Raw genomic sequence first — 13,653 nt, 5'->3', positions numbered from 1 at the left:
TTGCACCTGCGACCAATAATAAGAAAGAAAATTTACACTAATTAGCTTGTTGTAGGAAGACCCTCACCCTACATGGCCTGAGTTATCATTGTACGTAACACCGGAGCACCAAATATCAAACACAAACTCAATAAAACCGTAAACTCTGAGTAACCAACGATGGTTAATAACAAAAACATCAATAATTTATGGGCACTTCGGCTAACTTAGGCCCAATGTTATATGGATAAATCAGATATTCACCATGATACTTCACAATTGACTTATAGTCGGTTTGCTTATGCAGTAAAAACCCTTGTTTTGTTGCCTCAGTAATAAAGGCGGCATGGTTTCCTCTCACATAAAAGCTCATCGGTTTAGTTAATAATTCACCATCAAAACTGTCATCACATTGCTTAGCACATAAAACAAATGAATTGGGCTGATCGGCAAAAATTTGCGTTTTTTCAGTTAACTCAAATTCATTAACCACTTCCCACCCTTTCGCTTCCATGTGATCCATAAAAGCCTCTATATCCGAATCTTTTACAGCTTTAGGCTCAGACTCCACGGGTAAAAACTGTTGGTATAACTTTGCAATGCGTTCAAACGTTGCCAGAAGCTCACTGCCAGCCCCTTTGCTACGGCTTAATTTTTGCCAACGAATCAAATCATCTTTTACGCAACTATCAAACTCTTGAGTCTTTATGCTTTTCGTTACCCAACGAGCTAAAAAATGAGTATTAGTAATCGGTGTATTCGCCAGTTTTCCATTTTGATGTTGCTGCTTTAATTCTGATAAAGCACAGGTCACCACTCGTTGGATCTCTTGTGAATATTGCATATTTTTCTCTAATTCAAAATTTGTATTCATTTAAGCATTTCGGCTCAATAACCAATAACAGCTAGCGGATAATACCGCGCATAAAAACATAGCAACCACCATCGGCCATACATAGCCGCTTGGTAAGAAAGCAATCAACGCACTGATGGCAGCACCCATGCCAAATCGTAGTGTACCGGCAAGTGAAGAAGCCGTGCCCGCCATTTGAGGGTAACTACTTAACAGTAATCCCATCGAGTTACTACCAATAATCGAAATGGTACCAACGAACAAGATCACGCAAGGCACTATCGCCCATAAGCCGAAACCCAATAACCAACTAACTAAAAGCGCCACACCAGCGAACGTTTGACACCAAAGACCAAAACGTAGCATCCAGTGCGAACCCATTTTACGGACCGCACGACCATTAAAGCTGGTCATTGCCACCATACCAACAACATTTAGCGCAAACAAATAACCAAAGTATTCAGGTTGCACGCCATAGATGTCGATGTATACAAACGAGCCTGCGGTAATAAAAGCAAACATACCGGAAAACGAAAACGCACCACAAAAGATAAGGCCAAAGGCAACAGGGTTGGTAATCAACTTAAAGTAATTACGCATGGTGGTTTTAAAGCGTAAAGGTTGTTTGTTTTCAGGCGCCAATGTTTCAGGGATTTTAAACAACACCGCCAACAAGACAAAGAAAGAAACCGCTGCAAGTACGGTAAAAATTGAGCGCCAGCCAAACCAAACGGCTAAATGCCCGCCAATCATTGGCGCTAAAAGCGGTGAAATGGTAATAACAAGAGTAATAAAGGACATCGCTCGAGCAAATTCTTCTTTGTCGAACATATCACGAACAATCGCTTGGACGATAACCGCCGCTCCCGCCCCCGCAAAGCCTTGAGCAAATCGAGTATACAACAGAGCTTCAATGCTCATTGTCGTGGCACAAATAATAGAAGCGATAGCAAAAAACACTATCCCACCCAATAATATTGGGCGGCGACCATAGCTATCAGCTAATGGGCCATGTAAAAGTTGTCCTAATGCAAAGCCTGCGGTATATGCGGTTAACGTTCCCTGCACCATCCCGTGGTTGACCATCAGATCACTAGCAATAGTTGGCATTGCTGGTAAATACATATCGATGGCAAATGGCGTCAATAAACCAATTGAACCTAAAATCAGAAATAGCATAAAACTGCTTTTAGGCAAGGAAGATTGTAGCATAGCATGTCCTTTACAAAGAGCTGAAAAATTTAATTCTTGCAGATCTATAGAAATTATTAAATGGATAGAATTACGCGAAAATAAAGCTCACTTCGTAGAAAAAGCAAGCCTCTGGTAGTCAATCAGTTACGAAATAGAAGCAACCTCTTCAGCTGTCAAAACGCGATATTCGCCTGGTTCAAGCGCCTCATCCAGAATAATCGTACCAATTGCTTCGCGGTGTAGTTGCTCAACTTTGTTACCTAGGGCGGCAAACATACGCTTTACTTGGTGATACTTACCTTCAGAAATCGTCAGCAATAATTCATTTTGAGAAAAGTCTACGACTTCCATTTTCGCAGGTAGTGTCAGCCCTTTCTCGCTTTTTAGTTGAATACCGTCTTGCAGTTGTTGTGCGTAATTATCACCAATCGCATCTTCTAACCATACGCGATAAGTTTTCTCACATTTGTGTTTTGGCGAGGTGATACGGTGTGACCATTGACCATCATCGGTAATTAGCACCAAGCCTGTAGTATCAACATCAAGGCGACCTGCAAAATGAAGCTTATCCATATTCACTTCATCTAGTAAAGTAAACGCCGTCGGGTTATTGCTATCTTCATGTGAACAAACAAAGCCATCCGGTTTGAACAGCATAAAATAACGAGGCCCCGGCATAGGTAAATGTCGCTCTTGCCACTCAACACGGGATTCCTCCCCTACCTTGACTGATGCAACTTTAACAGTCTGACCATCTACCGTTACTTCACCACGACGTAATAAAATGGTCGCTTCTCGACGGGTTACCCCTAATGTTTCACATAAAAACTTATCTAAACGCATGAATACCTCTAAGTCTGACTATCGCTTGTTTAGCAAGTCAGCACACATAAATGTTGCTCTAAATAACAGGATGGTTAGTCTTTCGTGAGGGTTTTACAGCAAAAGATCCACTCCCCTCCTAACTCCGGCAACATTATAGAGACATTTTCACCATTAGTTGAGCTATTTCACAAAATTGATTCATTACCGAATTAAAGAAAAATATAACACTTCAAGAACAGAGCAAAATATCAAAGATGATCTTTTTTAAAATCAAACCCGAGCTGTTCAAATAACAACCAGGCTTTATTACACATATTATTCGCACTTTGCTTATTTCTTACTTAAATAGCTCTGTATCATTTTGTCACAATTAAGTTTATCTTTATTTTTGTTTAATTTATTGCCATGAAGTGACGAAACATTATTTACGCAATGAATTAACCCCCTAGACCTTAGTCTGAAATGAAATCAAAAGGTTACCCCACTGTTAGACCTTAGTATTACACCCTACCCACACCATTATTCGCTCAAAAAATAAACAAAGTTAAAATGCAAACATTATCAACACGTTACACTGGTCATACCTGATTTATAGGGAGAAATAAGATAAATTGCAAAATTATTAACCTTGTAGCATTTTTTGCAAATTTAAATACCAAATTATCACATTAAGTAATAAAACTATTAACAACACATCGGACCAAGCCGATGCGGCACAATAAATAATTAATGTGTAAGGGATGACAATGAAAAAAACACAATATTCACTATTAGCAATTTCGATTGCTCTTGCTTCTCAAGTTCATGCTGCTGGTTTCCAAGTAGTAGAACACTCTGCTTCTGGCCTAGGTCGTGCATTTTCTGGTGCTGGTGCGGTTGGTGACAACTCAAGTGAAATGTCAGCAAACGCCGCATCAATGATGCTATTTGAGAAAAAACAATTTTCAGGTGCGGCTTCCTGGATCGAGCCTGAAATTGATGTTGAAAATAATACATTAGGTGATTCAGCAGACGACGTAGCTCCTTCTCATCTTGTTCCGGCTTTTTATTACGTTAACCCAATCAATGATAAATGGGCTTGGGGTATTGGCATGTACACCGATTACGGCGTGTCAACAGATTACCCTTCTGATTTTTTAGCTGGCGCAGCATCTGGTCACACCTCCTTAACTACTTTTAAATTTAATCCTAATATTGCGTATCGTATTAATGACCAATTCAGCATTGGTGCTGGATTTGATTTAGTCTATGCAAAGGCAAAGCTGAAGCGCACTATGGGGGCATTAAACCCAGCATCACCTTCTAGCACATTAGTCAAAATGGAAGGTGATACCTTCGGTTATGGTTGGAATATTGGTGCCTTATATGAATTAAATGAAAATAACCGTTTCTCTGCATCTTATAAATCGGCTGTAAAACTCAAATTTGAAGATGGTGATTTTACTGATGGCACAGGTTCTATAACTGGAGTTCCTGGCTCAACTTCTAATGCGGATTTAGATATCGAACTACCAGATATTGTGATTTTATCTGGCTTCCATCAATTAAACTCACAATGGGCTGTTCACTACAGCTGGCAATGGACCAATTACAGCAAATTCTCTGAATTAACAGCGAAAGGTTCTTCATGTACAAACCCAATACCGGGTGTGTCTCCATACCCATCAGGAACATGTTTCTCCAAACAAGAGAAATATGAAGATAATCAACGTTGGTCGATTGGTTCGACTTATCAGCCAACAGATAGTGTAATCCTACGTGCTGGTTTTGCTTATGATGAACAAGCTGGTCAAGCAACATTAAGTATCCCAGATACTGACCGTTACTGGTACACAGCAGGTATGACGTACCTATGGACTGAAGACCTATCTCTTGATGCTGGTTTTGCTTACATTGATGGTAAATCTGGCAGCTTTGATGAATCAGGTATGAATTTCGACTCATCAGGCCCCGCTTACATCGGTTCTGTACAGTTAAACTACACATTCTAAGCCTTGCTTAAATGAACGATTAAAACCCACCACTCTCGGTGGGTTTTTTATCAGCGCTCCACAACAAAGCCAAGTCACGAGAAACGAAGTGCCCAAGATTCAAGAACCCCCCTAGTATTTCCCACCCAAGCCTATTATCCTCTCATCTTCTTTGTCATTCGCTTATTTATCATGTTCAAACTTCGCCCTTACCAAGCCGACTCCGTAAAAGCCGTTATTCATTACTTTCGCAGTAACAGCGATCCTGCCGTCATTGTGTTACCGACTGGCGCAGGTAAAAGCCTAGTGATCGCAGAACTCGCGCGTCTTGCTAAAGGTCGCGTATTAATGCTAACTCACGTCAAAGAGTTGGTTGAACAGAACCATGCTAAGTACGAAAGTTACTCTACAGAAGATCACCCGCTTAAAGGTGGAATTTTCTCTGCGGGGTTAGGTCGGAAAGAATCGGACCAACAAGTCGTTTTCGCCTCAGTACAATCGGTAGTACGTAACCTTGATGCCTTTGCCAATCAATTTTCATTATTAGTGATTGATGAATGTCACCGAGTGCCCGACAATCCGAAAAGCAGCTATCGTAAGGTGATTTCACACCTACAGACAATCAATCCCGGCATCAAAGTACTCGGCCTTACCGCGACCCCTTATCGCCTTGGCATGGGTTGGATATATCAATATCAAGTGCGTGGAAAAACTGGCCAAGTTAAATCACAAGAACCGCGTTTTTTCCGCGATTGTATTTTTGAGCTACCAATTCAGTATTTGTTGGATGAAGGTTTTTTAACTCCAGCCAGAATGATTGATGCGCCAGTATTGAGCTACGACTTCTCTCATCTAAAACCCGCGCTAGCTGGACGTTACAAAGAAGCTGACCTCGATTTAGTTATTGAGCAATCCAAACGCGCTACGCCACAGATCATTGAGCAAATAATTGAACAGGCTAAAGACAAACAAGGTATTATGATCTTTGCCGCCACTGTTCGTCATGCTCAAGAAATTCTCAGCCTTTTACCCGCAGAACATTCAGCACTGGTTATTGGTGATACTCATCAAACCGAGCGTGATCGCATCATTAATCAGTTCAAAGCCAGGCAAATTAAATTCTTAGTCAACGTATCGGTATTAACCACTGGCTTTGATGCTCCTCATGTCGACTTAATCGCGATTCTTCGCCCAACGGAATCGGTCAGCTTATACCAACAAATCATCGGCCGTGGCTTGCGTTTAGCGGAAAATAAAACCGAATGTTTAGTCTTGGACTATGCCGGAAATAATTACGACCTTTACCAGCCTGAAGTCGGTGAAAGCAAACCCGACCCAACCAGTGACGCCGTCACCATTCCTTGCCCTGCTTGTGGCTTTAATAATACCTTCTGGGGCAAACTGGATAACAATGGCATGTTAATCGAACATTATGGGCGCCGTTGCCAAGGTTACTTTGAAGTATTAGACGAAGAAGACAAGCCTACCGGCGAGCGAGAACACTGTGGTTATCGTTTTAAAGCAAAATTTTGCTCTGAATGCGGTGCAGATAATGATATTGCCGCGCGAATCTGTCACCAATGTGATGCCACTTTAGTCGATCCAGATAAAAAACTACGCGATGCGTTAAACCTCAAAGACGCATTGGTATTTGAATGTAAAGACATGCAGTTCAAGGTTCATAAAACTCCAAACGGCAAGTCACAACTTAAAGTCACCTATTCTGGCGAAAGCAATTCAAGTGAAAGTGATAACGATCAACCTCACGCATTAGTCCATGAGTTCTGGTCATTAACCACCAAAAAGCAAAAGCAAAACTTTGCCGAACAATTCGTACGTCCTCATCTTGCCGATAAGCACCGACCATTTGAAGAAAGCTCACCAACCAAAGTGGTAAACCACCAGCATAGATTCCGTTTGCCACTGTTTATCATTGCACGTAAATCAGGCAGATTCTGGAAGATCCGAGACAAGATATTTCCCGATGAATTGGGTAATCACTAAAGCAAATTCTTTTAACTTCATTCACTTCAGCTCTATTCTCACCCCGTGTATGGGACATACCTTACTGTGTTCACTTTTGATTAAATCATTCACCAGATCATTTTTTGTGATCCAGTTAATAGCGAACGCAAATAGTTACCGGTAACATTTGATTTACAAGTTACCGGTAACATTATTCTAATAATCGGAACTTATGCGCCAATACGTAATGTCTAAATGTGCAACTAAAAGGACTATAGAATGAAACTTACTCGCACTCTGCTTACTGCCGCTTTAGCTGGAATATTTTCCACCTCTGTTTTAGCCGCTGACTTTAATTTAAAAATTCAATCATCAGATCCATCTGGTGATAAAAATTTCCAAGTACAACAAAAATGGGCCCAAAGTGTTGAAACCATGTCAGATGGTCGCATCAAAATCTCCCTACTTCCTGTTGGTAGTGTTGTAAAAAACACAGAAACTTTAGATGCAATTCGTCAAGGTATTTTAGATGGCCAACTTACCGCAACAGAATACTTCTCGGGTAAAGATCCAGCCTTTGGTCTAATTGGTAATATGGTTGGTGCTTGGTCAAACACTCGGCAACTACTTCAATACATCAATTACGGCGGTGGTTATGAACTCATGACCGAGCTGTATAAACCTTATGGCGTAAAATTTATCGGTGGTTCGACTACTGGGGTTGAATCATTGGTATCAAAAGTTCCGCTTGATGGTGTTGCTGATTTGAAAGGTTTAAAAATTCGCGCACCTGAAGGCTTAGTTCAACAAGTTTTCGCTGCAGCAGGTGCAACGCCAGTAAACTTACCTGGTTCAGAAGTGTTTACTGGATTAAGCAAAGGCGTTATTGATGCAGCTGACTACACAGTATTTTCTACTAACCAAAAAGCTGGCATGAATGATATCGCAACTCACCCTGTTCAGCCGGGTTTCCACTCCCTCCCTCTGATTGATATTTCAATCAGCCAAAAGAAGTGGGACAAGATGTCACCAGATCTACAAGAAATTCTGACCGTATCAGTTCGTGACTTTGCTAATGACATGACGACAGAGCTTCGTATTGCAGACCAAGCCGCGGTCGCCAAAGCCGAAAAAGATCCCAATATTACTATTCACAACTGGTCTGCCGAAGAACGTAAGAAATTCCGTGCGATTGCAAAAACCCAGTGGAAAGTATTTGCTGAACGCTCACCAAATGCTCAAAAAGTCTATGACTCTGTAACCAAGTACTTAGAAGAAAACGGGTTACTGTAATTTCTCAACAATTACTCCCTGAGGACGGAATTCTTCGTCCTCATTATTCTCTTTTCGTTTGTTTAAATAGGTTGTGTTATGAAGGATGTCCCAACGCCGCCAGAGGCCGAAGATGCACCTAAAAATCGTCTTGATGCATGGATAATTAAAGCCAGTCATGCCCTTAGTATGCTGTTTATTTTTACTGTGTTTATTTCGTTTTATGAAGTATTGATGCGTTATGTTTTTGATGCCCCAACGACTTGGGTACATGAAACCGCTTCTTTCGTCGGCGGTAGCTTGTTTGTCATCGGTGGCATCTATGCTTTTGCCACTGATAAACACGTAAGGGTAGTGTTAATTTATGACGCCGTGTCAGCTAAAACGCGCCGCAAACTTAATATGGTGCATCACATTGTTGGCCTGGCTTTTGCTCTTATGATGGCATGGGCTTCTTACACCATGACGAAAACTGCCTGGTATACCCCTTGGGGAGAATTCCGCCTTGAAACATCAGGATCTTATTTCAACCCACCTTATCCAGCACTACTAAAAGCTCTTATTTTCATTATTTTTTGCATTTTATCGCTGCAATTTATTCTTCACATTATCCATGAAATCAAAGCATTAAGGAGCGATAAAGATGTTTGATTTATCATCTATTGGAATTGGTTACGCAAGCTTACTGATGCTAGCCATGATGATCGGGTTATTGCTAACTGGCATGCAGCTGGCCTTTGTCACTGGCTTTGTCGCATTATTCTTCACATTAGGCTGGTTTGGGGTAGACGCTATTCCACTCATTTCTAGCAGAATGTTTAGTTTTGTTGATGGTTATATTTTCCTAGCCGTTCCTATGTTCGTGTTGATGGCAGCGTTACTTGATCGCTCTGGTATTGCGCGTGACTTATTTGATGCGATGAAGTCTGTCGGTCGTAAAGTTCGAGGTGGTGTTGCCGTTCAGACATTACTTGTCGCAGTATTATTAGCCTCCATGTCTGGTGTGATCGGTGGTGAGACGGTTTTACTCGGCATTCTTGCCCTGCCACAAATGTTACGTTTGGGTTATGACCGTAAACTGGCCATTGGTACTACTTGCGCTGGCGGTGCATTAGGAACAATGTTGCCTCCAAGTATTGTTTTGATCATCTATGGTTTAACCGCCAGTGTTTCTATCGGTGATCTATTTAAAGCTTCTTTTGTTCCCGCTCTTATTCTTGCGTTTTTATACATTGCTTATGTTCTTATCCGCAGCTTTTTAAATCCAAGTTTAGCCCCGCTTCCAACCGAAGAAGAACTAGCTGAAGATGCCTTAAATCGCCCTAGTTACTTTAAAGCGTTGTTCTTTCCTATTCTATCGGTTGCAATCGTCCTAGGCAGCATCTACACCGGTGTTGCATCGGTAACCGAAGCGTCGGCTTTAGGTGTTGTTGGTATCATGATGAGCGCTATTATTCGCGGCGAAATGAATTGGAACATGCTTAAAGAAAGTGCCATCGCCACTATGCGTACCTGTGGCATGATTATTTGGATCGGTATTGGCGCAACCGCTTTAGTGGGTGTTTACAACCTAATGGGTGGCATTGATTTTGTAGAGCAAACCATTCTAGCTTTAAGTGGTGGTCACGCCATGGGAACACTACTCATTATGATGGTGATCTTACTGGTTCTCGGTATGTTCTTAGACTGGGTTGGCGTTGCCTTACTGACTATGCCGATCTTTGTGCCAATTATCATCAATCTTGGTTTTGACCCTATTTGGTTTGGTGTCGTGTTTTGTATGAACATGCAAGTTTCTTTCTTATCACCGCCATTTGGACCTGCTGCATTTTACCTAAAATCGGTGGCACCAAAAGACATTAGCCTAGGTGAGATATTCTCATCATTGCTGCCTTTTATCGGTTTACAAATTGTGGCACTCGCATTGGTCATTATCTTCCCTCAACTCGCCTTATGGTGGCAGTAAATTAATCACAATTATTACGCTGGCCTTAGTTTTCTAGGGCCTCGCTAAGGCTGTATTATGAACAATAAAAAGATATTAGTGATGGGCGTTTCCGGCTGTGGGAAAAGCCACATTGGTCACTTGCTTGCACAAAGTTTAAATTACGAATTTTTTGATGGTGATGATTTTCATCCGCAAAGTAATGTCGAGAAAATGCAACAAGGTATCCCCTTAACCGACGAAGACCGCATTGACTGGCTGCACACACTCAATCAACTATTTATCGATAATGAATCAGTGGTTATTGCCTGCTCTGCATTAAAGCCCGAGTACAGAGATATTCTTCGTAACAACAATGAAAATCTCACCATTGTTTACTTACAAGGTAACTTTGATACCATCTGGCAGCGCCATAAAAAAAGAGATAACCACTGGTTTAATGGAAAATCGATGCTAGAAAGTCAGTTCGATACCCTCATCGAGCCTTTATCTAATGAAGCGATATTCATCGATATAAAGCCCCCCGTTGAAACGGTATTACATAATATTCAGCAAAAACTAAAACAAGGAATGCTTATGTCCAATTCACCTTCTTCAAATCATAGTCATATTGCCATGATCGGGCTCGGTGTAATGGGGAAAAGTCTAACCTTGAACCTGCTTGATAACCAATTCAATGTTGCGGGTTTTGATATCGATAAAGAGCACTTAACTGCCACAACGCAAGAAGCAAAACAACTCAATAAAGGCACTTTTTTAGCGTGTGATTCATTAACGAGGTTATTAAGTACTCTTAAATCACCACGTGTTATTTCCCTATCTATTCCGGCAGGTAAAATAGTAGAACAAGTGATTGATGATTTGCTAAAAGCTGGCCTAGAACCTCAAGATATTGTCATTGATACTGGCAATAGCTTGTGGACTGACACCATTGCTCGCGAACAAAAGTACCAAAGTCAGCTGCAATTTTTTAGCACCGCGGTCTCTGGTGGTGAGCAAGGCGCGCGCTTTGGCCCAGCCTTAATGGCAAGCGGCTCAGCAGAAGCATGGCAATCGATAAAACCAATGTGGAACGCTATTGCAGCAAAAGTCGATTCGAATGGTCTTCCCGTGCCGCCACTTCATGATGGCGAGTCTTGCGCGACCTATACTGGTCCTAGTGGTTCCGGTCACTTCGTTAAAATGGTGCACAACGGGATTGAATACGCTGATATGCAGCTCATCTGCGAAGTTTATCATTACTTGCGCGAGGCAATTGAGCTGACCCCTCATCAAATTGGTGATGTTTTCACCGAATGGAACCAAGGGGTACTGAACAGCTATTTAATCGAAATTACTGCTGATATTTTAAAACAGCAGGATTTTTCAACCGATCATCCACTCGTGGATATGATCCTCGATAAAGCCGGACAAAAAGGCACAGGAACATGGACAGCCATTAATAGCCTAGAAATAGGTTGCCCGACGCCTACGATCACCCAATCAGTTTATGCTCGTTCATTAAGTAGTTTAAAATCTCGACGCCTAATTGGCGCTAAATGTTTAAAAGCCAAAACACAACCTGTCGATAAAACAAACCTATCAGCCGTCATCAATGAGCTTCATGATGCGTTATATTGCGCCAAATTATGCGCTTATGCCCAAGGCTTTGATTTAATGAACGCCACGTCGGAGCAGCAAAACTGGCAGCTTAATTTTGTTGATATCGCCAAAGGTTGGCGCGCTGGCTGTATTATTCGAGCCACCTTCTTGCAAGATATTGCTAATGCCTATCATCACACACCAGCACTAGACAACTTGTTGTTTGCTGAGCACTTTGCTCACCAACTAGAAGCACGCCAATTAAGTTGGCGAAAAACCGTATCTAATTCTAGTATGCACGGAATTCCAATGCCTGGAATCAGCTCAGCACTAAGCTATTTTGATTCGATGAGATGCGGAACTTTACCGGCGAATCTACTACAAGCACAGCGAGATTTTTTTGGATCTCATACCTATTCTCGAATCGATCAATCTGAATCTGCGAAATACCATGTAGAATGGAGCCATTCACCTAGAGTTGAAGTGAAACGTTAACCATTGATATCGTGTGAAAAAGCTAACAAACTTTCTCACACGATGCCTGACTTATTGGACTGGAAGTAATAGAGAATAAAATGGCACCTAAAAATAAACGGCCAACACTACAAGATATCGCTAATCTTGTCGGTGTGACGAAAATGACGGTCAGCCGCTGCCTACGAGATCCTAATAACGTCTCTGACGCATTACGTGAAAAAATCAAATTAGCGGTAGAAGAGCTAGGCTACATACCAAATCGCGCACCTGATATTCTTTCTAATGCAAAGAGTCACTCAATTGGTGTCTTAGTGCCCTCTTTAACCAACCAAGTATTTGCCGAGATCATTCGGGGCATTGAAAGCGTTACTGAGCCTGCTGGTTATCAATTGATGCTTGCACACTATAGTTACAGTGAACAACAAGAAGAAAAAAGCATTGAAATGCTGCTTTCTTATAATGTTGATGCCTTAATACTATCGGAAAATCATCATAGTAAACGAACTCAAAAAATGCTGAAAACTGCCGGCATCCCAGTGATTGAAATAATGGATACGGTATCAAACTCGATTGAACAATCTATAGGCTTTGATAATCACGCCGCCGCCAAAGCCATGACAACGGCGATGATTAAAAAAGGTCATGATCATATCGTTTACTTTGCTGCTCGATTAGATGTTCGAACTAAACTGAAATTAGCCGGCTATGAAGAAGCGATGCGTGAACATGGCTTAACACCAATAAGCCTGCAAACGACCAGTGCTTCTTCTTTCACTTTAGGCGCTGATTTATTACAAAAAATGCGTAAAGAACACCCGCAAGCGAATGGCATATTTTGTACCAATGATGACTTGGCTGTTGGGGCGATTTATGAATGCCAGCGACTTGGAATACGAGTACCTCAAGATATCGGTATTGCCGGTTTTCATGGTCATGATTTATCCAACATTATGGTGCCTAGGCTGGCGACCGTTATTACCCCTCGTGAGCAAATGGGCATAATATCAGCAGAACAAATACTGCGACGGTTAGCGGGACAATCGATAACGAAGCCAATCATAGATTTAGGTTTTAGAATAGAGCTAAGGGATAGTGTGTAAAATCACTGCCATTCAACGGCTTTTTATTGCCTTGATGTTATTTGAATGGTAGTATCCGCGCTCGTTTCAATGCTTAATTATTTTATCAAGCTTGAAACAACGCTTAATCACTAGGTCGCTACGTGATTAAACATCTTTTAATTTACTAATTTGAGAGTAAATACTATGAAATTTGAAGCAGTAGTACGTACTGAACTAGGTAAGGGTGCGAGCCGCCGCCTACGTCACGCTGGCCTATTCCCAGCAATCGTTTACGGTGGAGAAGCAGCACCTGTTTCTATCGCTCTAAACCACGATGAAGTTATCAACCAAATGGACAAGCCTGAGTTCTACGAAGGCATCACTCTAGTAGTTGATGGCAAAGAGCTTAAAGTTAAACCACAAGACGTTCAACGTCACGCGTTTAAGCCAAAAGTTGAGCACATGGACTTCATCCGCGTTTAAGACCTACCAGTCTTTGATTCGATGAATCCACCTTTTGCATACCATTGA

At 41.6% G+C, this 13,653-nt stretch carries 11 protein-coding genes and 1 pseudogene; 9 read left to right on the top strand and 3 right to left on the bottom strand.

Annotated features, from left to right (window positions below; all coding sequences use genetic code 11):
* Nucleotides 1-178: 178 nt before the first annotated feature.
* The 3 genes from K358_RS0113225 to rsuA all read right to left on the bottom strand — a co-directional run bounded on the left by K358_RS0113225 (nucleotide 179) and on the right by rsuA (nucleotide 2,869).
* On the bottom strand, nucleotides 179-823 hold the full coding sequence (locus tag K358_RS0113225; RefSeq protein WP_027697267.1) for a DUF2913 family protein: 645 nt from the start codon (nucleotides 821-823) through the stop codon (nucleotides 179-181).
* A 30-nt stretch (nucleotides 824-853) separates the two neighbouring features.
* Entirely contained in the window at nucleotides 854-2,044 is a 1,191-nt protein-coding gene (locus tag K358_RS0113220) for a Bcr/CflA family multidrug efflux MFS transporter (RefSeq protein ID WP_027697266.1), read from the bottom strand.
* A gap of 126 nt (nucleotides 2,045-2,170) precedes the next feature.
* Entirely contained in the window at nucleotides 2,171-2,869 is a 699-nt protein-coding gene (gene rsuA, locus K358_RS0113215; protein ID WP_027697265.1) for a 16S rRNA pseudouridine(516) synthase RsuA, read from the bottom strand.
* 728 nt (nucleotides 2,870-3,597) lie between these two features.
* Here rsuA and K358_RS0113210 point away from each other — a divergent pair.
* The 9 genes and pseudogenes from K358_RS0113210 (at nucleotide 3,598) to rplY (ending at nucleotide 13,605) form a co-directional block, all read left to right on the top strand.
* On the top strand, nucleotides 3,598-4,842 hold the full coding sequence (locus tag K358_RS0113210) for an outer membrane protein transport protein (protein WP_027697264.1): 1,245 nt from the start codon (nucleotides 3,598-3,600) through the stop codon (nucleotides 4,840-4,842).
* 171 nt (nucleotides 4,843-5,013) lie between these two features.
* On the top strand, nucleotides 5,014-6,825 hold the full coding sequence (gene radD / locus K358_RS0113205) for a DNA repair helicase RadD (RefSeq protein WP_027697263.1): 1,812 nt from the start codon (nucleotides 5,014-5,016) through the stop codon (nucleotides 6,823-6,825).
* A 240-nt stretch (nucleotides 6,826-7,065) separates the two neighbouring features.
* Nucleotides 7,066-8,079: a TRAP transporter substrate-binding protein gene (locus K358_RS0113200; protein WP_027697262.1), complete on the top strand. Its 1,014-nt coding sequence runs from the start codon at nucleotides 7,066-7,068 to the stop codon at nucleotides 8,077-8,079.
* 78 nt (nucleotides 8,080-8,157) lie between these two features.
* Nucleotides 8,158-8,709, top strand: a complete 552-nt coding sequence (locus K358_RS0113195) for a TRAP transporter small permease subunit (RefSeq protein WP_027697261.1) — start codon at nucleotides 8,158-8,160, stop codon at nucleotides 8,707-8,709.
* A complete protein-coding gene (locus K358_RS0113190) occupies nucleotides 8,702-10,024 on the top strand; it encodes a TRAP transporter large permease (RefSeq protein WP_027697260.1) in 1,323 nt (440 codons plus the stop codon). Before K358_RS0113195 ends, K358_RS0113190 begins: the two co-directional genes overlap by 8 nt.
* 57 nt (nucleotides 10,025-10,081) lie before the next feature.
* A pseudogene (locus K358_RS19400) lies at nucleotides 10,082-10,570 on the top strand (gluconokinase); the annotation flags it as partial.
* Nucleotides 10,571-10,579: 9 nt separating this feature from the next.
* Complete coding sequence (gndA, locus tag K358_RS0113185; RefSeq protein ID WP_027697259.1) at nucleotides 10,580-12,079, top strand: NADP-dependent phosphogluconate dehydrogenase; 1,500 nt, start codon at nucleotides 10,580-10,582, stop codon at nucleotides 12,077-12,079.
* 80 nt (nucleotides 12,080-12,159) lie between these two features.
* On the top strand, nucleotides 12,160-13,161 hold the full coding sequence (gntR, locus tag K358_RS0113180; RefSeq protein ID WP_027697258.1) for a gluconate operon transcriptional repressor GntR: 1,002 nt from the start codon (nucleotides 12,160-12,162) through the stop codon (nucleotides 13,159-13,161).
* A 165-nt stretch (nucleotides 13,162-13,326) separates the two neighbouring features.
* Nucleotides 13,327-13,605, top strand: coding sequence for a 50S ribosomal protein L25 (gene rplY, locus K358_RS0113175; protein ID WP_027697257.1), 279 nt, complete (start codon nucleotides 13,327-13,329; stop codon nucleotides 13,603-13,605).
* The last annotated feature ends 48 nt before the right edge of the window (nucleotides 13,606-13,653 follow it).

This window comes from Vibrio litoralis DSM 17657 (assembly GCF_000426765.1).
In the GTDB taxonomy this organism is placed as follows: domain Bacteria; phylum Pseudomonadota; class Gammaproteobacteria; order Enterobacterales; family Vibrionaceae; genus Vibrio; species Vibrio litoralis.
This window is presented reverse-complemented; position numbering and strand designations above follow the sequence as displayed.